The organism is Porifericola rhodea (genome assembly GCF_030506305.1).
GTDB classification, from domain to species: Bacteria; Bacteroidota; Bacteroidia; order Cytophagales; family Cyclobacteriaceae; genus Catalinimonas; species Catalinimonas rhodea.
Map to the genome: position 1 here is coordinate 1,060,429 of NZ_CP119421.1, position 26,885 is coordinate 1,087,313.

The 26,885-nt window shown below is 40.0% G+C and carries 23 protein-coding genes; 10 read left to right on the forward strand and 13 right to left on the reverse strand.

Annotated features, from left to right (window positions below):
- Window positions 1-76: 76 nt before the first annotated feature.
- The 10 genes from PZB74_RS04390 to PZB74_RS04435 all read right to left on the reverse strand — a co-directional run bounded on the left by PZB74_RS04390 (window position 77) and on the right by PZB74_RS04435 (window position 13,173).
- Window positions 77-3,160: an ATP-binding cassette domain-containing protein gene (locus PZB74_RS04390; protein ID WP_302241102.1), complete on the reverse strand. Its 3,084-nt coding sequence runs from the start codon at window positions 3,158-3,160 to the stop codon at window positions 77-79.
- Between the two features lie 144 nt (window positions 3,161-3,304).
- Window positions 3,305-3,667 carry a DUF1987 domain-containing protein gene (locus PZB74_RS04395; protein WP_302241104.1) on the reverse strand — a complete coding sequence of 121 codons (363 nt, stop codon included), beginning with the start codon at window positions 3,665-3,667 and terminating at the stop codon, window positions 3,305-3,307.
- Between the two features lie 45 nt (window positions 3,668-3,712).
- Window positions 3,713-4,255: a SiaB family protein kinase gene (locus tag PZB74_RS04400; RefSeq protein WP_302241106.1), complete on the reverse strand. Its 543-nt coding sequence runs from the start codon at window positions 4,253-4,255 to the stop codon at window positions 3,713-3,715.
- Window positions 4,256-4,289: 34 nt separating this feature from the next.
- Window positions 4,290-7,706, reverse strand: a complete 3,417-nt coding sequence (locus PZB74_RS04405; protein ID WP_302241107.1) for a PAS domain S-box protein — start codon at window positions 7,704-7,706, stop codon at window positions 4,290-4,292.
- A 90-nt stretch (window positions 7,707-7,796) separates the two neighbouring features.
- Window positions 7,797-8,627 carry a GAF domain-containing protein gene (locus PZB74_RS04410; protein WP_302241109.1) on the reverse strand — a complete coding sequence of 277 codons (831 nt, stop codon included), beginning with the start codon at window positions 8,625-8,627 and terminating at the stop codon, window positions 7,797-7,799.
- Window positions 8,628-8,631: 4 nt separating this feature from the next.
- Window positions 8,632-9,225 carry a chemotaxis protein CheB gene (locus tag PZB74_RS04415; protein ID WP_302241111.1) on the reverse strand — a complete coding sequence of 198 codons (594 nt, stop codon included), beginning with the start codon at window positions 9,223-9,225 and terminating at the stop codon, window positions 8,632-8,634.
- A 25-nt stretch (window positions 9,226-9,250) separates the two neighbouring features.
- On the reverse strand, window positions 9,251-10,075 hold the full coding sequence (locus PZB74_RS04420; protein ID WP_302242748.1) for a CheR family methyltransferase: 825 nt from the start codon (window positions 10,073-10,075) through the stop codon (window positions 9,251-9,253).
- Between the two features lie 366 nt (window positions 10,076-10,441).
- Complete coding sequence (locus PZB74_RS04425) at window positions 10,442-11,728, reverse strand: M16 family metallopeptidase (RefSeq protein WP_302241113.1); 1,287 nt, start codon at window positions 11,726-11,728, stop codon at window positions 10,442-10,444.
- Between the two features lie 14 nt (window positions 11,729-11,742).
- Window positions 11,743-11,997 carry a hypothetical protein gene (locus PZB74_RS04430; RefSeq protein WP_302241114.1) on the reverse strand — a complete coding sequence of 85 codons (255 nt, stop codon included), beginning with the start codon at window positions 11,995-11,997 and terminating at the stop codon, window positions 11,743-11,745.
- Window positions 11,998-12,015: 18 nt separating this feature from the next.
- Entirely contained in the window at window positions 12,016-13,173 is a 1,158-nt protein-coding gene (locus PZB74_RS04435) for a glycosyltransferase (RefSeq protein ID WP_302241116.1), read from the reverse strand.
- 170 nt (window positions 13,174-13,343) lie between these two features.
- Here PZB74_RS04435 and ruvC point away from each other — a divergent pair, with 170 nt between their 5' ends.
- From ruvC to PZB74_RS04480, 9 genes are all read left to right on the forward strand, one after another.
- Window positions 13,344-13,931: a crossover junction endodeoxyribonuclease RuvC gene (gene ruvC, locus PZB74_RS04440; protein ID WP_302241118.1), complete on the forward strand. Its 588-nt coding sequence runs from the start codon at window positions 13,344-13,346 to the stop codon at window positions 13,929-13,931.
- Between the two features lie 5 nt (window positions 13,932-13,936).
- Window positions 13,937-15,025, forward strand: coding sequence for a DUF3616 domain-containing protein (locus tag PZB74_RS04445; protein WP_302241120.1), 1,089 nt, complete (start codon window positions 13,937-13,939; stop codon window positions 15,023-15,025).
- Between the two features lie 65 nt (window positions 15,026-15,090).
- Window positions 15,091-15,759 (forward strand): HAD family hydrolase, encoded by a 669-nt coding sequence (locus tag PZB74_RS04450; RefSeq protein ID WP_302241122.1) that lies wholly within the window; start codon window positions 15,091-15,093, stop codon window positions 15,757-15,759.
- A gap of 135 nt (window positions 15,760-15,894) precedes the next feature.
- Window positions 15,895-16,575, forward strand: a complete 681-nt coding sequence (locus PZB74_RS04455) for a DUF4159 domain-containing protein (protein WP_302241124.1) — start codon at window positions 15,895-15,897, stop codon at window positions 16,573-16,575.
- 97 nt (window positions 16,576-16,672) lie between these two features.
- Window positions 16,673-17,431, forward strand: a complete 759-nt coding sequence (locus PZB74_RS04460; RefSeq protein ID WP_302241125.1) for an acyl-CoA desaturase — start codon at window positions 16,673-16,675, stop codon at window positions 17,429-17,431.
- Window positions 17,432-17,603: 172 nt separating this feature from the next.
- Window positions 17,604-18,275 (forward strand): energy transducer TonB, encoded by a 672-nt coding sequence (locus PZB74_RS04465; protein WP_302241127.1) that lies wholly within the window; start codon window positions 17,604-17,606, stop codon window positions 18,273-18,275.
- A 15-nt stretch (window positions 18,276-18,290) separates the two neighbouring features.
- Window positions 18,291-18,704, forward strand: a complete 414-nt coding sequence (locus tag PZB74_RS04470) for a BlaI/MecI/CopY family transcriptional regulator (RefSeq protein WP_302241128.1) — start codon at window positions 18,291-18,293, stop codon at window positions 18,702-18,704.
- Window positions 18,705-18,710: 6 nt separating this feature from the next.
- On the forward strand, window positions 18,711-19,682 hold the full coding sequence (locus PZB74_RS04475) for a hypothetical protein (protein WP_302241129.1): 972 nt from the start codon (window positions 18,711-18,713) through the stop codon (window positions 19,680-19,682).
- Between the two features lie 21 nt (window positions 19,683-19,703).
- Window positions 19,704-21,080, forward strand: coding sequence for a M56 family metallopeptidase (locus tag PZB74_RS04480; protein WP_302241131.1), 1,377 nt, complete (start codon window positions 19,704-19,706; stop codon window positions 21,078-21,080).
- A gap of 54 nt (window positions 21,081-21,134) precedes the next feature.
- On the opposite strand, the gene PZB74_RS04485 is transcribed toward PZB74_RS04480, so the two are convergent.
- Genes PZB74_RS04485 through PZB74_RS04495 form a run of 3 tightly spaced genes read right to left on the reverse strand, consistent with a single transcriptional unit; the run spans window position 21,135 to window position 23,063 of the window.
- A complete protein-coding gene (locus tag PZB74_RS04485) occupies window positions 21,135-22,220 on the reverse strand; it encodes a potassium channel family protein (protein WP_302241133.1) in 1,086 nt (361 codons plus the stop codon).
- Between the two features lie 41 nt (window positions 22,221-22,261).
- Complete coding sequence (locus tag PZB74_RS04490) at window positions 22,262-22,447, reverse strand: CPXCG motif-containing cysteine-rich protein (protein WP_302241135.1); 186 nt, start codon at window positions 22,445-22,447, stop codon at window positions 22,262-22,264.
- 1 nt (window position 22,448) lies between these two features.
- Window positions 22,449-23,063, reverse strand: coding sequence for a hypothetical protein (locus PZB74_RS04495; protein ID WP_302241136.1), 615 nt, complete (start codon window positions 23,061-23,063; stop codon window positions 22,449-22,451).
- Window positions 23,064-23,268: 205 nt separating this feature from the next.
- On the opposite strand from PZB74_RS04495, the gene smc reads away from it, so the two are divergent.
- Window positions 23,269-26,814, forward strand: coding sequence for a chromosome segregation protein SMC (gene smc, locus PZB74_RS04500; RefSeq protein ID WP_302241138.1), 3,546 nt, complete (start codon window positions 23,269-23,271; stop codon window positions 26,812-26,814).
- Window positions 26,815-26,885 lie beyond the last annotated feature (71 nt).

Here is a 26,885-nt window from a genome sequence, read left to right on the forward strand (position 1 = left end):
TAGTTTAAGGGCCAATACAGCCAAACCCAAATTATTGTGATTTATTACGTATGAATTGTTTCCAATTCAAAACAGATTATTTATTCAAGCCTGGCAATTTAAGGTTACTCATGCGTTGCATAAGCTTAGCGAACAACTCGTAATACAATGCTACATAAAGCAGCACAGTCATAAGCCAGATTACAGTTATATTGAAGTAAAAAGTATCAAATAACTTACCTGCAAACTGTTTTTTAGGAGCAAAGAAATGTGTTCTATAATTGAAAAAACCAGCTGAGGTTAAAGGCTCATTAAACACAGGGTCAATACGTTGTAGTAGCTTCCCTTCATATTCAATGATACGGTCAGAGACATTAATATTCCTTACTAGATCAGCCAAGCTTTCATTATAGTATTGATTCTTATACTCGTTAAGATTATAATCTAGTCCAGGCTGGTTTTCAAAGTAATAAACTAGTTTTTCCTGATTTTCTACCGCTTTATTGAAAATCTGCCTGTAGTGTTTCTTCATGCCTTCCAAATAAGCTAATAGTTTAGCAGAAGTTGCTTCATCAAATTTGGCAGGATTAGCTAGCTCCTGGAAGTTTATTTCCTCTAAACCTTCCTGAAACGGCTCTTTACTAATCTCCGTTAAAACAATAGCAAGATCTTTAGAAACCAAGTTCTGAACAGAGTCACTATCACTCTTAATGTTATCTATCACATATTGCAGTTTACTCTCCAAGGAAGGAATCATATAGGCAGATTTAAAATCAGCCTGACGCTCCTGCTTTTCAAGCTCGTAATATGGTCTTTCAAAAGCGTTTTCTTTGAACTGGTAAACTGCCATAGCCTCATACGCCCAACGAGAAGCCATCATATCAGCCACAATTGGCACTTCTCCTTTAGAACTGATAAAGCTATTTAACTTATCAAAATTAAACAGCAAACCGCATAAAATCAGCTGAGGTATTAATAGTAGAGGTATCAGAATATAAACTGTAACTGCTGAGTTAAATGTAGCCGATACGTTGAGCCCAAGAATACAGGCGAAACAAGATACTGAAAATAATACCAGCCAAAAACTTAGTGTCATCCCTTCAATCTCTAGCACTAAATTACCAATAAGCACAAAGGTGAGCGTCTGTATCGCGGAAAGCACAAAAAGAATAACCACTTTTGATGACAGGTAGCTATTCCAACTTAGGTTAAGGAATGACTCACGTTTTAAGATTTTCCTGTCGCGTATAATTTCTTCTGCACTTACTGTAAGCCCCATAAAGAGCGCAACAACGATAGACATTAGTAAGTAGGCAGGAATGTTTTCGTTGAAACGAAATGAGTAGTCTAAACTTCCAGCATCTTTATACTTAATAATCAAGGATAAGAATATAGCAAGTACTGGAGCTTCCAAGAAATTAATAAGCATATACTGCTTATTACTTATTTTTGAAAGTGTATCCCTCACAGTAAAGATTACTGTCTGTTTTATTCTGGAAGGAATACTTAAAGATTTCGGAGGGGCTTCTTTCTCTTCTTTAACACTTTCTATATCAAAGTTTTCCTGATACATTTCGTACCACTGAGGAGGTGAAACTTTTCGTTTGTTAGTAAACTGCCCGTATTCATCTACTACTTTAGCCTCAATAATATTAAATACCTGCTCAGGGTTTACATTACCACATTCGTGACACTGCCCACGTTCGGCATCTACCTGGTTTGAGGACTTTTTAAAATAAGTAACCGCCTCCACAGGATTACCATAAAAGATAGGATAACCACCAGTATCAAGTATATACATCTTATCAAACATCTTATAGATATCTGAAGATGGCTGGTGGATTACCACAAATATTAATTTGCCTTTTAAGGTAAGTTCTTTGAGTAAGTCAATTACGTTTTCAGAGTCGCGAGATGACAAACCAGAAGTAGGCTCATCAACGAACATAACAGCAGGTTCACGAATGAGTTCCAGAGCAATATTTAGCCTTTTGCGCTGACCACCACTGATAGTTTTGTCTAAAACACTACCAACCTTTAAGTCTTTGCGGTGCTCCAGCCCTAAACTTTCCAGTGTTGACAGTACCAGCTTCTGAATTTCTTCTTCTGATTTGTCGTCAAAGCAAAGTTTAGCATTGTAATACAGGTTCTCATACACTGTCAACTCCTCTATCAGGAGATCATCCTGGGAGACATAGCCTATTACTCCTTGGATATGTTCTTTTTGTAGATGGATATTGAACCCATTGATAGTGACAGCTCCCGATGAAGGGGTTTCTATTCCTGCCAAAACATTAAGCAAAGTGGTTTTACCAGCACCACTTGCCCCCATTATTCCAATTAACTTACCCGGCCCCTCTGCAATGTTGATATCACGTAAGCCAATGGCATTGTTAGGAAAACGAAACTCTAATTCCTTTGCGTTAAAAGAGATTTTGGTAGTTGACACTTCCGATATAAAGTGTCTTATCAGGTCGCTATAATATAAAGCAGTACCAGTTGGTGTTTTTATCGTACTTCCATTAGAAAATAAGTACGACTGTCCAGACTTCATGATGAAGCCATTCAAAACTACATCGTCTTGTCCGATATACTTGGTAAAATACAGATCTACACTCTTTACTTTAAGAAAGATAATTTCACCCCTAATATCCGCATGAATATGTTTAGCGACTGAAGTTTCATCAACGACTGTACTGGCTACTAAGATATCTTCAAACTTATTACGGCTTTCTGGCAAATTAAGAGCAAAGCCTTCAATTAGCTTAAACTCATCTTTAACAATATTAAAAGCCCGCGATACGGTATCAATAATATCCATACGCTGCTCTGTGAAGTTACCATCAGAGCCAACAAGTTCCAGTAGTTTTACAAGAACTACAACTTTTTGCTTTTGAGTAAGAGTTTTGTTAATCTTCTTACAAATTGCAAGTGTCTTAACAGAATCTTTTACTGAAGTTAGCTTCTTCTTTTTTACCTGAACTTCGCCTTCTGCTTCCTCTTCTTTTCCATATTCTGCAAACTTATCATACAACTCTACATATTCTTTGATAGAGTCATGATCCAGTTCTTGCTTAAAGAAGTTGATGACGAAGTCACGTTCACGGTCTGTAACTCCTCCATCCTGCTTGGTAATAATAGCAAAAAGCTGCGTTAACGCTTTTAGTATTTCCTCGCTCATGTGATTCTACTGGGTCTGATATAGATGTACTTTTTTTGTGGTGCTTTCCAGAGGAAAACCATAAAGAGAATGGAGATAGCAAACATTCTTTGAATATTTGCTATATCTTAATACTACACAATTCTTGCTAGGCAGAAAGCAAAATCAGTAAGTACTAAACTCAAAAGATACTTCCACAAGCTCGGAAAACTCTTGTCCAGCTTCTTCCATATCTTCATCGTCTTCGTGGAAGTACCAATGAATTTTAGCTCCGCTTATATCTTCTAATTTGGATAATACATCCAGAATTAGTTTAGAAGAGGCGGTATTGAAATACTCAAGCTTGAACACAAACTCACTGCTTGGGTTAGGCTCAGACGCATATGCCTCCAGCCAATCAAGAACAGGCTGATAAAATTCTGCTGAATCTTCTGGCAGTGAACGGCCTGAAATTTCAAAAATACCGTTCGCTTTGTCTAATATAATTTTTGGGGTATCTTCTGTTCCTTCTAAATTTAAAATTTCCATTTCTGATTGTTTTATTTGGATTAAAACATTTGATATTTAAGAAAATTATTCTCTACCAATAGTAGTTCTCAATGCAAAGAAAGAGCGCTCTTCGTCAACGGGAATAAAGTCATACTCCAGCTTTCTGCCTGACTTTCTAGCCATATCTACGAACCCAAGCCCTGCACCACCTTTGTCTGAAATAGTGGTACTTTTGATAATCTCCTTATAAAGCTGCTTTAACCCATCTTTATCAAGCTCGTTAACCTGGTCTAGCTTACACCTTAGCTTTTCTACATCATTGTTGTAAAGTGGATTTCCAGAAGCAATAATGTACTCCTCATCCTTCTTTCCAATCATGAAGACAGCATCGTAACTGACACTTTCGTCAACTTTGTAGCCTTCTCCATGCTTTACAATATTCTGCAAGCACTCAACCATAACATTAAATACTTTTCTTTTGATAGAAGACTCTTCACCCATTGAATCCATATTACGCTCAGCCATGGCCAATACAGATTTAGTAATTTCTTGAGTAAACTCTCCTTCATACACTAAAATCAGATTCTGCTCTCGCATCGATTTGTGTAAGTCATACACATATTTCATGACTCTGTGATTTTGGTTACTTTCAACTAATTTATTAAAACTTAATACCGATCATTAATACATCATCTGTCTGTTTCTCTTCGCCTTTCCAGTCTGTCCAGGCTGTTGCCAGGGCCTCTCCCACTTCGTCCATAGAACGTTCATGATTTTCTGCTATAAGAGCTCTGGTACGTTTAGGGCCAAACTTTCGGTTATCAGGCCCGCCAAACTGATCTGGGAAGCCATCTGAACAGAAATAGATAGAGTCTCCTTTGCTCATTTTAAGCGTATGTGTAGTAAAGTTTGTTTGGTTCTTAAAAATACCACCACCAATAGGGAATTTATCACCTTTAATCTCATTCATCTCTCCCTCCTTCATATGGTAAAGTGGACGGTGCGCTCCTGCATACTGAACTTCATTTTTGTTGATCCGGCAGATTGAGATATCCATTCCATCCTTAGACTTAGATTCGTCACTATCTTGGCGAAGTGTCTGAGTTACACCTTCGTCTAACTGGTCTAGAATCATGCCCGGGTCAGTAATTTTTCTACTTCTTACAATATCATTCAATAGGAAATAACCGATTAACGATATTAAAGCTCCTGGTACTCCATGACCTGTACAGTCTACCGCAGCGATAAAGACATCTTCCCCTCTCTGTAGGAACCAAGGAAAGTCTCCACTTACAACATCACGAGCCTTGTAGAAAATAAAGGAGTCTGGAAATACACTTCTTATGATTTTATTATCCGGTAGTATAGCGCCCTGGATTCTTTGAGCATAGTTTATACTATCGTTGATCTTTTTATTCTTATTCTGAATTTCCAGCTCAATCAGTTTACGCTCAGTAATATCGTGTGAGACCACAAGTACTGACTCCAAGGCGTTTTCTTCATCAAATTCAGGAATCGCATTGACGTGCATAATGTGCTCACCATCTTCGGCAGGAAAATCAATCTCTTTAGCTACCTTATCCTGAGTTTCTTTTACATCACTCAATATTTGTAGCCACTGCTCTACTACCGTAGTATTCAGGTCTGCATCTATAACATTTTTATGCAAGAAATGATCTGGCTTTTTGCCAGTATAGCTTTCAATAGTAGGATTAATATAGAAGAATGTACCTTCCTGGTCAAAACGAGTAATTAAGTCAGGAGAGTTCTCTGAAAGAGCTTGCATTTTACTTCGCATACGCTCTTCCTGTTCTGCTCTTTTTCTTTCCGTAATATCACGAGAGTTAAGTACTATACCTTCTACAGCAGGGTCATCAAGAAGGTTGTTTCCGGTAGTTTCTACCCATACTTCATTTCCATCTTTGGTCTGGTAGATATACTGTACTGTAACTGACTCTTTAGGATTGTCTAGAAGTGTCTGGAACATTTGCTTAAACACTTCCTCTCCATCACCTTTAATATATTGAGCATCACTTTGCCCAATCATATCCTGTTGAGTATAGCCAAATATTCTCTTTACTGAAGGGCTTATGTAGCGTATGCTTCCGTCTTCCTCATAGATTGTAATAACTTCAGATGCATTTTCAAGAAGTGAAGCCATACGTTTCTGGGTACGTTCCACCTCATCAATTTGCTCTTCTAATTGCTGGTTGGTGCGCTGCAATTCTTCCTGAGTTGCTTGCATTTCTTCAGCATTTTGTCTCAGTACTTCCTGTTGTTCCTGTAGCTCATTACTCATCTTCTGAGACTCACTCAATAAGCGACGTGTCTTTTCGTTAACTTTAATGTTAAACACCGTACGAGCGATAATCAGACTAATCTCTTCTACAAACTTAACATCACGTGCACTAAACTTCTCAAAGCCAGCAAATTCTAAAACTCCGTACACTTGTTCGTTGGCGATAAGCGGAACTATCAATAATGCCTCAGGACGCTGGTCTCCTAAAAGACCAGAGGTAACTGTAACATAGTCATATGGAATTTCTGTTCTAAGAATAGTATCCTGCTCTATGGCTGACTGACCTACTAAGCCTTCTGCAAACTTAAACTGACCTTTAAGGTGTTTTTTCTTATTGTAGGCATAGCTAGCCTTCATTTCAATAAAGGTGTTGTCTTTATCTTCATCATTGACAACATAGAAAGCACCCTGCACTGCGTTAATCTTGTCAGTAACGTATGCTACTACCGCGTCTCCTAACTCATTCAGATTGTTGTGAGAACGAAGTATATCTCCTATCTCAGCTACACCTGTTACAATCCAGTTTCTTTCTTTGTCTCTTCTTTCTGACTCCTGAATGCTGTTACGCATATTGATCAGAGCATTGCCAAGTGTATCCTCTTCACTAAGTGGCTGAAACTCTGTATCAAAATCTCCTTCCCCTATCTCATGGGCAAATTCTGCAGTACGGCGCAAAGATTTTGTAAACTGTCCGGTAATTTCAGCCATCTGACCAATCTCATCTTCACTTTGTTTAGCCACACTCTCAGGCAGTATACCCTGATTCATTAAAGTGAATGTATCCTTTAGTGATAGAAGAGGCTCTATAAGTCGGCGCGAGAAGAGGGCACTAATCAGGAGTGCTATCAACACAACAACTACCCCTGCAATAAAGAACTTGATAATGATTGCTCTGAGATCTCCATTTACCTCGCTCACATCTACTTTACTTACAATTCCCCACTCTACAGTAGGAATATAATCCCAGGCAGCTAAAACTTCCTGAGCTCTGTAATCTGTATCAATTGTAGCGCCTGCAGTCTGTTGTACAGCTCTCTGTACCGCCTGCTGCTTAGTATCATTAAATGAAATACTTTTTGATAAGGAAGAAGTACCTATGTGCCTTGAAGGGCTTAAGAATATAGCTTTGTCTTTATAGAGCCTGCTTAGTAATATTTCGCCACTACTACCTAAGCCTGTAGTATCGTTTACCAAGGCAAAAATAGGCTCTGCCTTGATTTCGGACATTACAATTCCACTTTTGTCTTCAAGTGGAGTACCCATTAGAAGGTAGTATTTATCATTCTTCTTGTAGATATGGCTAAAGTGTATACCTGATAGTGACTCAGTCAGTACATTTCCATCAGGATCCATAAAGTGCTCTCCTGTTTGCTGACTAGGGTTATCATCTGTACTATGCAATATTTTGCCCTGTGGACTAAGAAGGTAAATATTTTGTAAGTTTTGATTGCTGTTGAGTAAGCTGTTAATCTCGCTAGCTACAAGCTCATACACTGCTGCACTATCTTCGCTACTCTCAAAACTGTTCATATTCGCTACTACCTGCGCAACAGATAGTTTCTGTACCAGTTTACCGGCATCAGATTTTTGCTGGCTAAAAAATGTCTCAACCTGATCTTTTTTAAGACGGGTAATCACGCCCAGTCTTTTAAGATACTGGTCCTGTAAGTTGCCATTTACCAGGTTGTAAGCAGTAAAACTGATAGCTACTACAGTGACCAGCACCACTGTGAGTACTAATGTAGTTACCTTGCTGCTTATGTTTATTTTTTTAAACATATTTCAATCTATGACTTAGATGATAAAATTGACTTAAGCTAAATGAGCAGTAATTAAGCTACTGCAAATTGCGAGTTATATGACTTTTTTTTAGCGCTTAGCTTTTTCTAAACTTACATTGTCATCATTTACTAGTTTTAGTGCCAGTTTGTCAAAAGCATGCTGAAGAGCAGACTCATGATGACGGCTGAATGCGTGAAAAGAAGCAATTTCTACTACGCCTACTACCTTATCCGCTTCTTTAAGAGGGATAATAAGCAGATGTCTGGGGGATGCGCTTCCCAAACCTGAAAGTATCTTGATGTAACCTTCTGGAATTGCATCGATATTTACCAGCTTTCCTTCCTTAGCTACCTGTCCAGCAAGGCCTTCACCATAGCGGAACGATTTCTTTTCTCCTTCTGGAACATGGTAAGCGTAAGACGCAAAAAGATCTATAAAGTGAGCATCTTCTTCCTCTCGAGTTATATAAGCAGCAGCCTGACTAGCCTCTACTTCATTGCATATCAAAGAAAGGACTTTATTGAATACAACTGACTTATCCTCTTCTTCACTCATAACTTCCTCAATAGCATTGCTATCAATTTGTATTTTACCTTCTGCATGCTGTATCTCTTCTGCAGACTGTGCTTCCGATTTAGCTTCAGACTTCTTGCTGGTAGCTAAAGCAGCAGATTGATGTGAGCGTGAGTTTATACTGTTAAAAGTAATCGCTGCCAAACCTACCAAGGCGGTAGCGCCACAAATGATATATAACTTGAATAGGGTGGGCTGTAACTGGCCTATCACATTTAAATCTACTACTGTTGCAGCGTGCATCATCTGACTGGGTAGTTCGTATAAACTATAGGCTGAGTAAGCTACTCCTATAAAAAATAAGATAGTGAAGGTAAAGCCTAGCTTCTTTGTAATAGCTTGCATAACTCTATTTATATTGTTTGTTTAACTCGATAAGAAAATTCAAAATCTGATCTATTTTTAATACATGATCTATTTCAGTAAGCTCAAGTGCGGCTTTCGGCATGGTATCTATCATGCACTCTTCTGGATCTTGCACAATTGTCATCCCTCCTCTTTGCTTTATCTTCATCATGCCAATAGCACCATCTTTATTTGCCCCCGAGAGTAATATACCTACCAGCTTCTGCTTGTACACATAAGCGGCTGTTTCCAGGGTGATATCTATAGCAGGGCGGGAATTATTGAACATCTCTTCAGTAGAGAGAGAAAACCTGTTACCAAGCTCCACAGAAAGGTGGTAGTTAGATGGAGCCAGATAGACACCTCCTTTTTTTATGCTTTCTTTGTCAATAGGTTCTGTAACTTCCTTTATACTCTTGATAGACAAAGCTTCTACAAACCCATTACGAACATGCTTGAGCCGATGTAAGCACATAATAATAGGAAGCTCAAAGTCTTCGGGCAGGCATGATAACAGCTTGGTGACGCCCTGAAAACTTCCGGCCGACCCTCCGATAACAACAGCTTTATAAATGTTACTTAAGTTGTATTGGCTCATGTTATTTTCTTCCCTTATCCAGACCTTATTCCTTAATCTTCTTGTAAATCTTTTCTTCGTTATTGGCTACAATAAAGCGGTTTGCTATCTCACACCAGATAAGAGACTCTTTAGAGCCTATAGCCAGGTAGCCATACTTAAATAAGCTTTCGTGTAGCTTTTTAAGCACATTGTTTTGAAGATTTTGGTTGAAATAGATCATGACATTCCGACACAATATCAGATCAAATTTATTGAAGGGGTTTCCTCTTACCAGGTCAAAATTACGGAAAGAGACTTTCTCTATCAGAGATTTATCAAATGCTGCGATTCCATTCTTTTCCTCATAATAGCTTTTTACTGACTCGGTACCTTGAAAGCGGATATAATTTTTCTCGTTTAGTTCCATATTTTTCAGTGAGTACTCTGCTCGCATGGCCCTATCCAGAATTGGCTTATCTATATCTGTAGCTATGATATTTACTTTGTCCAGTATTCCCATTTCCTTAAGAAGGATAGTCATTGAAATTACTTCTTCTCCAGATGAACACCCTGCATGCCAGATACTGAAACTATCATGGTTAAGTAAAATATTAGGAATGATATGATCACGTATTTCTCTCCAGAACGAAGGATCACGGAACATCTCAGTTACGTTGACAGTAATTTCTGCCAGAAAGGTCTCAAAGAACTGGGAGTCAGTCTCAATTTTCTTGATTAACTGATCCGCACTGGTAAATTTGTAAAGCTCCAGTATACGTTGCATCCTCCTTTTAAAAGAAGACATGGCATAGTCGGTAAAATCGTAGCCATAACGGCTTTTTACTACTTCTGTGATTCGTCTTATATCGGCAATCTCTATTTCCTGCATCTTGCTGTTAAATGTTCTGTTATCTCCTATACTGGACATCATGCTCTTTCTATCGTAAGCTCTTATACTGAATAAATTGAAACAAATACCGACTCAGCGGCAGGCGCTTTTGGTATCATAGCATTGCAAAATAAGCCAAAAACCTATAAGGCTGATATTGCTAAGGCTCAGCTAGTGAGATGAGTATGTAATGTTGATAACAGCAAGCCGAGGATTGGGTAAGAAATTATAGTACGGCCAAAATTCTTTACAAGAAAAGCTTTGCTGGCTTCCAGGAAAAGCAAAAGAGAGAATTGAAAAAATAAGGATTGAAGTTGCCAAATAATCAACATAAAAGGCAACTTCTCACCACATGCTTATCTAATACTACTGGTAGGCTCCTATGATAACATCTACCATATTTTCTTCTGTAAGATACTTCTGAGCGGTTTCTTGCAGAGTTTTGGCATCAATTGTATTGATGGTATTCAGGTAGTTTTTATAGAAATCATAGGTAAGACCATAAAGATGGATATTTTTAAATTTTTCTGCTAAAGCGAAGGGAGTGTCAACAGATGAGAGCAATCTTCCAGCCATGTAGTTTTTTACGGTATTTAGTTCACTATTATCTAGAGGAAAGTCACGTAAATGAGCCATTTCTTTATGAATTTCCGCTATCACCTGAGCCGTAAACTCCTTTTTAACCTCAGTACCTATTACAAAATATCCGGCATCTTGCAGCGTTACCTGTCCTGAGTTGATTCCGTAAGTTAAGCCTTTTTCTTCGCGAATATTACGCATAAGCCTAGAACCAAAATACCCCCCAAACACAGTGTTTAGCACCTGCATTTTGTGGTAATCTGGATGCTCTTTTGTGAGCAAAGGCTTACCGATACGAATAGAGGATTGCAAATTATCCGGGCGCTCTATTAATACCCTCTTTTCAGATGTGATACTAACAGCAGGCAAAGTATCTTCTGCAGGAGCGCTATCTACCAACGAAATATTCCCAAAATACTGCTCAACAATCTGCAACACTTCTGTATTTACATCTCCTGAGATTACGATCTCAAGATGGTTACGCAGTTGTTGACGGTAGAAACTTTGCAGATCGTCCTGATTTACAGCTTCTATAGCCTCCTCAGTAAGTGCACGACCGTAAGGATGCTCTTCGCCAAAGAGTGCAGCTCGTAGCTTTTTAGAAGCCAGTATATTTGATTTCTGATTACTTACTTTAAGGTGCTGCTGCTGTATTGTTTTTAGTTTGTCCAGCTCATCTTCAGGAAACTGAGAGTCAGTAATGAGGGATCTCAATGTAGACAGTAAAGGCTGGGCATGCCTACTTAACATGTACAGATCAACGGTGGAGTAGTCCAGACTGGGAGAGAGCTGTAAATAGGCTCCGTACTTATCTATTTCATGCGAAATCTGTTCAGAATTATTAGTAGCAGTACCCTCAGCCAGCATTTTATTGGTAAAGAAAGCCACACCGCTTTTTTGCTCGTGCCGTACCCCCCCACTTCTGAATATCAGCTCCAAACCTACTACCTCCTGCTTACCTGATTTTATCATATGCACGGGTATACCATTGGAAAGCTTTATAGTTTCTGCTTCCAAAAATTCTACGTGTCGGATGGGTCTGGCAGGAGGTGCTACTCTTCTATCTAATGTCATACGCTCTGTTTTTGCTATCTACCATTATGTGCCAGCAATCCAGCTTTGCTGGCCAGATAGAAATAATCTTTATAATTTTTCTTAAAATCTATTTTACTTTCAACTGCCTCTTCAGAAGCATTCAGAAAACATTTTACCCAACCTTTATCCAGTAACTGCTGTAAAGTTTCTTTCAACACATCCTCAGTTAAGCCTACCTCTTCAGAGAGTTGAGTAAAGCTAGTGACGAAGTAAAGCTCATCCAGCACGTCAAATTCATGGTCTGTCATAAACAAATCTGTTGAGTGTTAGGCATAACGCCTCTTTTTCCACTGGTAGCCGCCAAAGTTAGCGACTATCCCAAAGAAAACAGCATATGGAGAATAAATTAACTGGAGAAGCAGGAATATTCTGAAGGAAATTACCTGTTTCATATCCTTTAATACTGCTCTTAAAAAGAGCAATTCTAGTCCGGCTTTAAGTCCTAGCAAACACAAAGCCCACTGCCAGGCAAAAAAACCTGCGATCGAACATAATACAGTTACTATAAGTAAAGCATGAAAGCTAAAGACAAATAAGGCTAAAAATGCTGTAGTCATGCTTTTGTGCAACTTCCACTTGCTTGCCCAACGCTTACGTTGGTAGTAAAAATTTCTTAAACTTTGTTGGGCCGTAGTGCATATCAATGCGGCCGAAGATTTCATAAAATGAATTTGCCCCGGGTAGTGGCGACTGAGCTTCTGAATCAGAAACTCATCGTCACCAGAAGGAATATGCATATTGCCCAAATAGCCATCTACAGCGATAAACGCCTCTTTTGAAAACGCGAGATTAGCTCCATTGCACATATTAGGGTAGCCTGCACTAAGGCATGCTCCACCAGTACCAATAAGACTGGCAAACTCTATCTGCTGCATTTTCTCAAAAAGGCTATGGGTTGGAGAAAAAGTGACAGGGGCCGAAATCATTACTGCCTGCTGCCTGGCAAAAAACTGAAGATAAGCAGCTAACCAGTTTTTATCCACTCTACAGTCTCCATCGGTAGTAATTATGTACTTCCCTTGTGCTATAGCAATTGCCTTACTAATTGCAGCTTTTTTGTGCGAGCCCTTAAAATCATCAGGCAAGTTCAGCGACAAAACACGCAGCTTAATACACTGATTATCAAAATTTTGAACCAACTCTTTAGTACTATCCTCAGAATGATCATCAACTACAATAACTTCTACCTGACCTTGAGCAAAAGAACTACCATCTGGCCAACGCTGCCTATCTAAATCTTGCAAAAGGTTAATGATATTAGAGGCTTCATTTCTTACCGGAATAACTATACTAAGCCTACTACTATTTTTCTCAGACGTTTCAAGTTTAAAGGGTTCTACCTTTCTCCAGAAATGCCAGAGATATAGTATAAACAGCGCATAAATAAATGTGAGCAAACTAATAGCCAGGCCTAGATAGAGCATACTCACAAAGGTATTGCACTAAATTTAAAATTGGTAGCTAATAAAAACTTTCCCCTAATTGCTCAATGGTAGAGATCTTTCTTCCAAACCTCCACTCCTTCCTCAACATTGGTTTGTAATTATATGGGTAGTATCTTGCTGCATCTGAGTAAACTCGTAAAAAGCCAGGAATGCAAAAGGAAAGACTGCAGGAGAAAATTATCTTAGGTATAGACCCCGGTACCCAAATTATGGGCTATGGCATATTGATGATTAGCTACGATCAGAAAAAACACAAACAGCTTGAGCTTTTACAATATGGTGTAATCCGCCTTACAAAGTATAAGCAGCATGAGTTGAAGCTAAAAAAGATTTTTGAGAGGGTACTTGGTCTTATTGATGAATATGTGCCCGATGAAGTAGCATTGGAAGCCCCTTTTTACGGTAAAAATGTACAGTCTATGCTTAAACTAGGACGAGCACAGGGTGTAGCAATGGCTGCTGCTCTTAGCAGGCAGATTCCCATTGTAGAATATGCTCCTAAAAAAGTAAAACAATCTGTAACCGGCAATGGCAACGCTTCTAAAGAACAGGTAGCTAATATGTTACAAAGCCTGCTCAAATTTCCCAGCCAGCCCTCTGCCGATCAGCAGCTTTTAGATGCTACCGATGCTTTGGCAGTAGCCCTCTGCCACCATTATCAGAAAGCTACCCCTGCCAGACAGGCTAAAAGCTGGAAGGCTTTTGTAGCAGATAACCCAGACCGAATTAAAAAATAAAACTTATGCATACTCCTAAACATGAAAAAATCCTTCTGCAATTTGATGAAGAAAGTAATGTAGCGGACTGCGAAATTAGAAGTGAGCTTTCTACCATTGCCCGTACCGGCAGTAACCTTTGGCTGGCTTTTGACGAAGGAGCTGGTCTGGAGCGCTTAAGTATAAATGATAAAACCTACAGTAAGCACACCCGCTTTCTGTTAAGCGACTACATCTCTCTACCCGCCGAAGATGAAGAGATAGATATAGAGGGTATTGCTTATGCTGACCATTACCTCTGGCTTGCAGGCTCACATAGCCTTAAGCGTAGTAAGCCGGATAAAGAAAAAGACTCCGTAACCAAGCAGATAAAATCACTGGCTAAAGTAAAGAACGACCCTAACCGCTATACTATCGCTCGTATACCGGTTATTCTTAATGAAAAAACAGGCGAGTATCAGCTATATAAGCAACATCCAAACCCCGATAAGCCTAAAGAAATTTTGAGAGCTACCAAAATTAAAGCTGGTAAAAAAAATAGTAAGCTTAGCCAAGCTCTTCGTAAGGATAAGCACATTGGCCCTTTTATGCATATACCTGGTAAAGATAATGGTATGGATATAGAAGGTATAGCCGTACGTAATGGTCGTATTATGCTGGGGCTAAGAGGTCCGGTCCTCAGAGGGTATGCTCTGATTATAGAAATAGCGGTAGAAGAGAAGAAAGGCAAGCTTAAGTTGAAAAAGATTGGTAAACACAAAAATAAATACCGTAAACACTTTGTACACTTGCGGGGAATGGGCATACGAGAGCTGGCTTATGCTAAGGATGACCTTCTTATACTGGCAGGCCCAACAATGGACTGTGATGGTACCATTGGTCTTTATCGTATGAAGGGGGGACCAAAAGACAAAAAAGAAAGCATTACTCACGAAGAAGGTATAGAGCAACTATTCAACATAGCTATGGGCCATGAAACGCCCTACGGTAAAGACAAGGCAGAAGGCATAACCCTTACTGAAGATGAGAAAATAATGGTAGTTTACGATGCCCCTGCCGATGAACGTATGGTTGGCGATAGCGATGCCTATGCCGATATATTTCCTTACCAATAATTATAACATCTACTGTATATTTGAGTGTTATCAATACACTACACAATTAGTAAAACCATATAAACATGAACACCAACATTGCAATTATATTTGATATGGATGGCGTGATTGTGGACAACCACAATTATCATCTTAAATCATGGCTTCAGTTTTTTGAAAAACACAATATTTCTATGACTGAAGAGGAATACAAGCAGAAAGTCAATGGTCGTACTATGGAAGAAATTCTGACCAACATCATGAACAAAGATCTGCCTAAAGATGAACTAACTGCTTTAGGCGAAGAGAAAGAGTCAGTTTATCGGGACATTTACCGTCCGCACATTAAACCTACAGATGGCCTGGCGGTCTTTCTTAAAGAGCTGGAAGAAAGAAATGTACCTCGTGCCGTGGCTACCTCTGCCCCTACTGTCAATGTGGACTTTACCATGGAATACACCAAACTTCGCCACTTCTTCCCTACCATTGTAGACTCTACTATGGTTACTAAGGGCAAGCCCGATCCGGAGGTTTACCTTACTGCTGCTAAAAAATTAGATATGGCCCCGGCACGCTGTGTGGTTTTTGAAGATGCAATATTAGGAATGCAGGCAGGTAAAAATGCGGGAATGAAAGTAGTAGCCCTTGCCACCACTCATAAGCGCGAAGAGCTAGAAGGCGAAAATATGGACTACATTATAGATGACTTTACCGACCTTACTATAGAAAAACTCTATTCTGAGCTTAAAATGTAAAATTGTAAAAAGCAGAAGGCACATATTGCGTCTATGTGTCTTCTATTTTTAATTTATGCTATCTAGATTGAACCAAGTTGAGTAAATATTAATTTACTAGTAACAAAATGGTAGGCAGAACATGCCTTCCTTAAGATGACAACGCGCATGGTAAAAAAAGTCTTCTCCTTACTCCTTCTTTTCAGCATTACGGCTGCCAGCAGCTTGTATGCCCAAAATGGAGGCATTAAAATAGCCAAGCTCAAGTACAATGGCGGAGGCGACTGGTATGCCAATAAAACAGCGCTGCCTAATCTTATTAGCTTTTGCAACTCTTCTATCAATACCAACCTGGCCGCTGAAGAAGAAGTGGTAGAAGTAGGGAGCCCTGAATTATTTTTGTACCCCTACGTTTATATGACTGGGCACGGTAATGTTGTTTTTTCTGAAGACGAAGCTGAAAACCTGCGTAAGTACCTCATTTCAGGAGGCTTTCTCCATATTGATGATAATTACGGACTAGATGAGTTTGTAAGAATAGAAATGAAAAAGGTATTTCCTGAACTTGAATTTGTAGAGTTGCCTGATGGTCATGCGATTTATTCGCAAAAATTTAGTTTCCCTAAGGGCTTACCTAAAATTCATGAACATGATGGGGAACCTTCTCAGGGATTTGGTCTGATTTATGAAGGCCGTTTGGTATGCTTTTATTCTTATGAAAGTGACCTCGGTAATGGTTGGGAAGATCAACGCATACACAACGATCCTGAAGAGGTGAGGCAGAGGGCACTTCAGATGGGTGCAAATATCATTGCATTTGCCTTTACACAAGATTAATTATCCGATCTTTTATTTATATTAGACATGCTTTTTTTAACCATAAGCATATAAATCAAGTTTCTCAAAATATTATTCATACTAAATTCTCGACTCAGTGATTATTATTGCATTCTTTATTGCCCACTGGTACTTCTCTCTCTTTTGCCAGACCTTCTTCTTACACCGCTATGCGGCGCATAAGTTGTTTACGATGAACCGCTTTTGGGAGCGTTTTTTCTTCATCTTTACATGGGTGTGGCAAGGCTCATCGTACCTGAGCCCTCGCGCTTACGCTATCCTTCACCGTATGCACCATGCCTACAGTGATACCGAGCACGACCCACACTCGCCTCATCATAGCGAAAACCTTTTTGATATGATGTGGAAAACCAAAAACATTTATAATGAGTATGTAAACCATGAAGTAGAGCCGGAACCTCGTTTTGCAAAGGATCTACCAGAGTGGGATTCTTTTGAAAAAATTGCAGATAACTGGATGGTACGTGTGGCCTGGGGCGTTGCTTACTCTCTTTTCTACATTTGGGCTATCTCTATTGCCGAACTACCCGGTACTCACTGGCTAATGTATGGCCTGCTTCCTATCCATTACCTGATGGGTCCTGTACACGGAGCTATTGTAAACTGGTGTGGTCATATGTATGGTTACAGTAACTATGACAATCGCGATAAATCTAAAAACACTTTGGTGTTTGATTTTCTGATGCTGGGAGAGTTGTTTCAGAATAACCACCACCGCCTGCCCAAACGCCTGGACTTTGCTGCCAAGTGGTTTGAAGTAGACCCAAGCTATCCGGTCATTAAAATGTTAGAAACATTTCAGATTATTAAAGTTAAAAAGTTGAAAAAAGCTTAAACTTTTAAAGCTTACCTTAACCGCCTTCTGCATAGCAAAAGGCGGTTTTTTTATGCCTTCTGCTATGCAGAAAACTAAGATTTTTCTAAGAGGTAATTTTATTAACTAAAAAATTAGTTGACAAACTAAATAATTAGTTATACATTAAGTTATATCATCAATAACTACTCTTATGGAAGACAAAAAGAACACACAAATCAGACTGGAGAGCAAACGAGGTTTGTACTTAAGCATTGGCCTGGTACTTAGTGTAGCTATGGTTACCCTTGCTTTTGAATGGAAATCGTACGACAGAGGCCCTATCGTAGATCTTGGAAGCAAAACCCACGTTTTTGAACATGAGAAACCTATACCTGTAACTGTACAAACTCCTCCTAAACCTAAAGTACAACTTCCCATAATACTAGAAATTCCTAATGAGCAGGACCCTGATGTAGAGCTAGATTTTTCTTTAGAAATAGATATTAGCACTGAAACCGCAATTTCGGAATACGTTCCTGACGATATTCCTGAAGATGAGGAGAGTGATCAACCTTTTATTTTTGTAGAGCATCAACCCAGCCCTACTGGAGGTATGCAGTCTTTCTACAAATACCTCAGCAACAATCTTAAATATCCTAAACAAGCGGTTAGAGCTGGAGTGGAGGGCAAAGTATATGTACAATTTGTAGTAAATACGGATGGCTCTCTTACCGATCTAAAAGTACTCAAAGGCATAAGCCCGGCCTGTGATAAAGAAGCACTTCGTGTACTGGCCAATGCTCCAAAGTGGAATCCGGGAAAACAACGTGGCAGACCGGTAAGGGTACAGATGAATATGCCCGTTGTCTTTAGTTTACAGTAATATTTTAGAATACCGATGAGCGATAAAAAACCAAACGTAAAAGAGCTAACCAAAGCGGAAGAACAGGTAATGCAGATTCTCTGGCAGATAAAAAAAGGGTTTGTAAAAGACATACGGGAAGAAATACCGCCCCCCAAACCTGCCTACAATACTGTTTCTACTATTGTACGCATACTAGAAAAGAAGGGCTTTGTAGCTTATAAAGCTTACGGTAAAACTCATGAGTACTACCCACTGATTAGCAAAAAGGAATATAGCAGCTATTTTCTTAAGAATTTTGTGGGTAGCTATTTTGGTGGCTCCTTCCACAAACTGGTATCTTTTTTTGCGCGTGAAAACGACATGGATATCCACGAATTTGAAGAAATGATGAAATACGTGGAGCAGGATATTAAGGATGATAAACCACAGAGTGATGAGCCAAAGTAGAAAGCTATGGTACAGCAGGAATCAAAGAAAATCATTATTATTCCATTACTACTATTAGGTGCTTTTCTCTTATTGCCATTGCTTCACCAAGAGCAGAAAGTTAAACGAACTAAGATCCCCTCGTCAGTAGAAGAATTTCCTCTGACTGGTTTTCCAGACTATGATCTGATACCAGAAGAACTTAAAAAGCGAATGCTGGAAGTTTCAAAAGACTCAACATTTGGCTATAGGTTTTACTACTACTTTGATATGGAGGATATCAACATGCATTACTTTATACACGATAACCCTGAACATGAGCTGATTGAGTCCCAACCTGTAAAACAACAGGCACTTTTGCAGCTAGTTAATCAAAGGATAGAGGAACATTATGGTTATAGTGTTTTTGTAAAGTCTCATCCTGATTACCAGCGTATGGTAAGAGACCGCCAGCTCATCCTAAATTATAGGTATCCTCTTTCTATGCAATATGTTCTACCTGAGAAAGAAGCAGATCTTAGAAAACTAAGAATTGGCATATTTAAGTCATGGGCATTTTACCGCGCCCAAAAAAGTAAAAATACCGAAGATGGACAAACACATACGCTGGCAAACGTAGATGACATACCTAAACCTATAAGAGGCTGGGAGTATTTTCATCAGGTGCTAAAAAAAGACATGGAAGACAAACTCTCTTATTTTAACTTTTATGATATGAAGGGTGAAGTGAAAGCTGAATTTACTATTGGATTTAAGGCCAGTTCTCCACAGATAATAGAAGGATTTAGCACTCGTTATGCAAACAGAGACGAAGCACACAAACTAGATGGACTGATTGTAAAAGTCCTGAATGAAGTTAAAGTGCGTTTTCAGCTTGCTACTAAGGGTCAGCAACTTGTAAATACCAGAGTAGGTATAAGCTTCTTTTTCGATTTTGACGAAGAAGGCAAACTACAACTCAGTATATCCGATCTATACCCGGCCAGTAATATTTTTTAACAACACTTAAACTATCAGAATATGAACCACTTGCTTATCTACCTACTGGAAGCCAGCATTTGTCTAGGCGTATTTTACCTTTTTTATCTGATGGTACTGCACGATCAGCCCAGTCATCAATACAATAGGTTATACCTTTTACTAACTTCCAGCCTATCGTTTATCCTTCCTTTGTTACAGGTGCCTGTACTTTTTGGTGAGAGGGTAAGTCAGGTGACCGGCGGATACCAAAATTATATTTTACTTGACCCTGCCTTTCTACAAAGCTCTGCTTCAGAAGGGTTTGATATTTATAGTCTACTCAGTTGGCAAAATATTTTACTACTTATTTATTGTGTGGGTGTGTTGCTCAGTATAGTATTTTATACCAATCAGGCAATTCAGTTGATTAAGGCCATTCGCCAATACAGAAGCACCTTCCGTAAAGGCTACCGCCTTATATACACGGAGGGTAAGTTATCTACAGCATCATTTTTTGGATACCTCTTCTGGGACAATACCCAAAAGCTAACCCAAAAGGAAGCTGCACTAATAATAGCACACGAAGAGGCACATATCAGTCAAAAACATAGCTATGATGTACTCTACATGGCAGTACTAAAAACTTTGTTCTGGTTCCATCCGCTGGTGCACCTATACGAGCGGGCTTTGGTAGATGTACACGAGTTTGCAGCTGATGCAAACGCCCTCGGCCAACACCATCCATCTGGTTATGCACGCCTGCTTACCCGGCGCATGTTTGCCGGCTTACAATTATCTCTCGTAAATCATTTTTATACATCCAGAACTTTAAAGAGGATCAAGATGATGCACATCAGCCAGCAACAGACACCAAGGTATAAGCTGTTACTTAGCCTACCTCTATTTCTCGCACTTTTCGTTACATTTTCTTGTGAGCCTGATTTAGAAACAACTTCTCTGGATCAGCTAAAGAGCCAGTATGATCAAGCACAAACAATGGAAGAGAGAATGAAGCTCCCCGACGCAGAAGAAGTGTTTATGGTTGTGGAAGCCCCACCTGAACCTGAAGGAGGAATAAAAGCTTTCTACCAATATGTGGCCCAGAGTATACGCTACCCTTCTGAGGCACGCCGCCAGGGTATAGAAGGAAAAGTATTCGTACAGTTTGTCGTGGACAAAAATGGCGAACTCACTTCTGTTGAAGCCCTTAAGGGCATAGGCAAACACTGCGATGAAGAAGCCATTCGTGTAATTGAGTCTGCTCCGGCCTGGAAGCCCGGACGCCAAAGGGGTAGAGCTGTAAAAGTAAGAATGGTGCTTCCTATCACTTTTAAACTGGACGACGGCAAAGACACAGAGAAGAAAGCGCCTTTTGCTTCACAAAAAACACCCCCCCATACAAATATGGACGAAATGGTAGTAGTTGGCTACAACTAATTTCTGATAAGCAAAGTGTAATGATCTGGCAGGAGAGTTTTCGCCTGTCAGATTTTACTTCACCTCATCAGTGTTTCCTCTATCTAACACTCTTCCTTCTGTAGCCTTAAATATTTTTTTAATCTGCTGCTTGGAAGCTCCACTACAAATCATCACCAGATAATCATCTGCTTCAATAGTTACCCCCTTAGATGGGTTTTTCATTAAAACTCTACTTCCGTTGGTTTTTTTGTTGATGCCTACCAATATTACATCATGCTTTAGCTTAAGGTCTATAAATGAGTCTACATAATCTTTACCCACGTACGGATTACTCTCATTTACATAAAACTCCAGCAGATCGTAGTCTTCACCCTCCAGCGCGGTGGTCATCATAGACTCAGCCATTAGGGCTACATCTGGCTCAAAAGTATAGCTAGCCACCAGACGAGAGGCAATCTCTGTTTTTGATACAACATAGCGCACGCCTGCCGATGCAAAAGTTTCTTTCAGGCTCGGGTTATTAAGAGATACCACATAATTGAGGTCTGGATATCTCTTTTTCAGATTGAGTAAGTAAATCAGTACTTCCGTATCATCAGGAAAATTGATAAAGACAGTAGCCGCCTGCTGAATATTTGCTTTGGTAAATGCATCCAGATTACTATAATCCGTATAAAGCACAAACACCTCTTTGTTAGAATAAGCTTCATGAATCAGGTCTACAGCAGATTTGTCGTTAACGATAATAGCTACCTGCTTGCCTGAACCTACTACCTCATTTACTACCTGTTTGCCGAATTTGTCCCAGCCGATTACGATGATGTGATGTTCAAAGTTGGTTCCCAATAGTCCTAAACGTTTTTTCTCTAAATAAGCTGAAATCTGATTTGTAAGCTGACTGATAAGATAACCGATGATACCTACACTTCCTAGCACAAAAATAAGACTGACAACCCTACCGCCCAGGCTTACCGGGTAGTAGTCTCCGTAGCCTACCGTAGTAAGAGTTACAATAGTATACCAGAACGCATCTGGCAAAGATTGTATGTTGCTTCCCTCCTGATCTGCCTCAGCCCAGTAAAGTAAAAAAGTTACTATAAGATAAGTGACAATCGCCGCTGTTATCCGAAGTAAATTGGTACGTTGCTTAGCTGTCAAAATAGATGTTTTGGTAAGTTTGAAATAATTAATTGAAGTAGTTAGTCTAATTGCTGAGCATCAAAGCTGGTCACGCTTTCTTCGGCTGCATCTACAGTAAAGTTAAGTTGTATAGGATTACAACACAGCTCGCAGTCTTCAATATAGCTCTGTCTGGAGATGGAAGTATCCAGTAACATGGAGATCTCCGCCAGGCAGTAGGGGCAGGTAAAGAAGTGCTCCAGCATTTCAAAAATGTTTCTTGTTTAGAATCTCGCTAAGGATGATTGCCTTGCGAGCACTCTGCGGATTTTTAAGAGAAGCCGCAACGCTCCTGGCCAGGTTTTTACTTTTGGACTTTTTACCGGAAATCTTAATAACTACTTTCTTAGGCCGAGGCTTATCATCTATCGTAATCTTGTCACTAATACGTTGCACAGCCTGCTTCCCCATTTTATTTACTTTACCTTCAAACTGTTCTATGGACTGCGCTTTATGCTCTACCTGCTGTCTACGTTTTCGGGCTTCTTCTCGGGCTCTGTCTCGGGCAGAAGAAAAAGGGTGCTCATAGTCGTCCTCTTCCTCTTCTTGTTCAGGTACTGACACTTCTCTTTGCTTTCGGCTTTCTGCTCCACCACTCAGTTCTCTGATAATATCCTCAAAAGTTTTAGGGCGTTCAGGAGTACGGGGGCCCTCCTGGTCTACCACTTCGGTTTCTGAATAAGGCCTTAGCGTATCGTCTTCGGTAAGCTCCTTTCCCTTACGAGTTTCTGCCTGCTGTTGCTTCCTTTTTTTAAGCAGATTAGAGACCAGCGAGAAAATTGCAAAGAGGGCAAATAGTGCTATTTGTATTATTTCATCCATAGTAAAAACTTCATATATGCTGAACGTTCAACTTTTAACTAACTCAGATTATTATTTCAGCTTTGAAAATAACATTATGTTATCAGTATTATAGTTAAAGAAAAAAAATGTCTTTGACACATAGAAAAGTGGCTTTTTAAGTACCTAATCACTAAACAAATCTAAAAATTATTTTTAAGTTTGTTGCTTTTCCTCAGGACATGATATGCAGTTAACTAGACTTGAGATCAAAGGCTTTAAGAGTTTCGCTGACAAAGTTATCATTAACTTTGACAAGGGGATTACCGGAGTAGTCGGCCCGAATGGCTGCGGTAAGTCCAATGTAGTAGACTCTATCCGTTGGGTACTGGGTGAGCAGAAAACCAGGATGCTCCGCTCAGACAAGATGGAAAATATCATTTTCAATGGTACTAAAAAGCGTAAACCCACCCAAATGGCTGAGGTATCGCTTACCTTTGATAATACCAAAAACCTTATTCCTACGGAGTACACCCAGGTAACTATTACCCGTCGTTATTACCGCTCTGGTGATAGCGAGTACCTGCTCAATGGAGTTACCTGCCGTCTTAAAGACATCACCAATCTCTTTATGGATACGGGTATCGCCTCTAACAGCTACGCAATTATAGAGCTGAAGATGGTGGATGAAATTCTCAATGACAAAGATAACTCCAGACGCAACCTCTTTGAAGAAGCCGCGGGTATCAGTAAGTTTCGTACCCGCAAAAAGGAAACCCTGCGTAAGCTTAGCGATACCGATGCTGACCTGGAGCGTGTAGAAGACCTGCTTTTTGAGATTGAGAAAAACCTGAAATCTCTGGAGAAACAGGCCAAACAGGCTGAGCGATATTACAAGACCAAAGAGGAATATAAAACCTTAAGCATACAGCTGGCAAAGGTGACGGTAAGTACACAGAGAGAAAAGCTGCAAAACCTAAACCGTCAGTCAGAAGCGGAGAGCGATCGTAAACTGAGCCTTAGCCGACAGCTTACTGAAAAGGAAGCACTGATAGAGCAGCTTAAAACAGACCTGGTAAACAAAGAAAAGCTACTCTCCTCCCGACAGAAATCCTTAAACCAGCATGTAGAGCAAATTCGTAATTACGAAAGCGACAAGCAGGTAAAAAATGAAAAGCTACGTTTGCTGCAAGATCGCCAGTTACAACTAACTGAGCAGCTGGAACGCGACAGGTATAATATTGACCAGATTAGCGAAAGCCTGGAGGGACTACGCTGGCAAAAGTCCGAAGCGGCTGAAGCTTTAGAAGTTACCAAAGAAAAAGTTGAGCAGCTAAAACAGGAGTACGAAGAGTACAAAACCAAAACCAATACTCTTAAAGAGGAGGTAGCCGGTGCCGACCGTATGCTACGCGAGAAGCAGGACGAAGTATACCAGATTAAGAAAAGCCTGGAAATTAAGCAGATGCAACTTAGCTCTACTCGTCAGGATCTGGAAAAAACTTCTGCGGATACCAATGCTCAGGAAGCTGATTTAGGGCGCTACGATGAGCGTACCTCTGAGCTTGAGAACGAAATTGAGGCCATCAAAAATGAGTTAGCGACAGCCGAGCAGGAAGAGCAGGACCTACAGCAGCGCATGGAGTCTCTGGCCGAGAGTATAGAAGCTGACAAAGAAAATCTGTCTCGCCTAAACAGAACTCGCGATGCCCTTCAAAACGAATATAACCTTACCAAATCTCTGGTAGATAATCTGGAGGGTTTTCCAGAAGCTATTAAGTTTATTAAGAAGAATGTGGATTGGGCAAAAAAAGCGCCCCTCCTCTCTGATATCATCAGCTGTAGCGAAGAATATCGGGTATGTATTGAAAACTACCTGAGCCAGTATATGAACTATTATGTAGTTCAGACCCGAACCGAAGCCATGGAAGCGATCAACTTATTGAGTGATGCATCTAAAGGCAAAGCTAACTTCTTCATACTGGACGAGTTCTCTCACTTTACACCCGCAGCAAAAAAAGACTTTTCTGAAGCAGTAGCAGCGGCAGATATTGTTGAGTATGATGCTACTTACCAGGCGCTGGTTCAGCATGTGCTGAATAAAGCTTATATCGTTCATGAAGGTGCCGCTATCCCCGAAGACAGTGAGGAATCTTTTATTACCAAAGACGGCCGTATCGTACAGCATCCTTTTAGCATTGCGGGAGGTTCGGTAGGCTTGTTTGAAGGGAAGAGAATTGGCCGGGCTAAAAATCTGGAAAAGCTCAAAGAACAGTTGAAGGATCTTGAGCAGCAGGTGAGTAGTCAGCAGGAAGCCATACAGGAGCAGCAACTTCAGCTTTCCAGCCTTAAGCAAAGCTCGCCTAAAGAGAAGATTTCTGCTTTGCAGAAAGAGTTGAGCCAAACCAGCCAGGAATATGTTTCGGTAAAAACTAAAAAAGAGCAGCTGACAGAGATGCTTAATAGCAATGCGCAAAAGCGTGAAGATACTGAAGATCATATTCAGGAGCTGTATGAAGCCTGTGCCGAGCTTGAGCCTCAAGTATCTGCCAAAGAGGGTGAACTCAGTGCTTTGGAGAGCAAAATCGCTGAGCTTAAAGAAAGGCTGGCTGAAGAAAATGAGATTCTGAGTGAAAAGTCCGCTAACTTTAATCAGGAAAACATCCAGTTTTATCAGCAGGAAAACCGAGTAAGTAGCATTGCGCAGGAAATTAATTTTAAAGAAGAAGCGTATCAGGGTAGCGAAAACAGTATTGCTAAAAACCAGCAGGCTTTACAAGAGTGTGAGTCCAGCGTAAAGCAGTTATTAGAAAGTAGTGATGTGAGTGAGGATGAGTTGCTGGCTATGTACGAAGAAAAGGAGCAAATTGAGATAGGCGTAAATGAAGCAGAAAAGGATTACTACGCCGTACGCGGAGAGATTGATAAAAATGAAAAGGCAACTCGCGAAATTCGTAATCAACGCGAAAACAGTGACTCTATACTGCTTGAAGTACAGAACCAGATCAACAGCACCAAGCTTGAGCTTAGCGGAGTAAAAGAAAGGCTTTCTGTAGAGTTTGAGCTAGACCTGGACGAACTGATGAAAGAGGAGGTTACTGAAGAGGAAAAAGCCAACCTTGACCCGGAAGCTCTGAGAGAAAAGCTCACTAAAATTAAAGATCGTTTACAACGCATAGGCCCTATCAATCCTATGGCGATGGAAGCTTATGAAGAAATTAAGGAGCGTTACGACTTTATCAATAAGGAGAAGGCAGATCTTATTCAGGCAAAAGAGTCGCTCATTACTACCATAGATGAAATAGATACGGTAGCCCGTGCTACTTTTATGGAAGCTTACGAAAAGATTAAAGAGAACTTCGTAAAAGTGTTTCGCTCCCTCTTTACTGAAGAAGATGACTGTGATCTTAAACTTACCAACCCCGACGACCCTTTAGAAAGCAGTATTGATATTATTGCACGCCCTAAAGGAAAGCGTCCCCTTACTATCAACCAGTTATCCGGAGGTGAAAAAACGCTGACAGCAACTTCTCTTCTATTTGCGATCTACCTGCTAAAACCTGCCCCATTTTGTATTTTTGATGAGGTAGATGCACCCCTGGATGATGCCAACATTGATAAGTTTAACAACATTATCAAGACTTTTAGTAAAGACTCGCAGTTTATTATAGTAACACATAATAAACGTACAATGGCCAGTACAGATGTTATTTATGGAGTAACGATGATAGAACAGGGGGTCTCAAAGGTAGTACCGGTAGACTTACGAGAATACGAACTGGAAGCCGAATAATAATTCTGTAAACAGCTACTTTCAGGTGTAATAGTCAAGATTACCTCTGACAGTCGAGGCCTATGAGATGC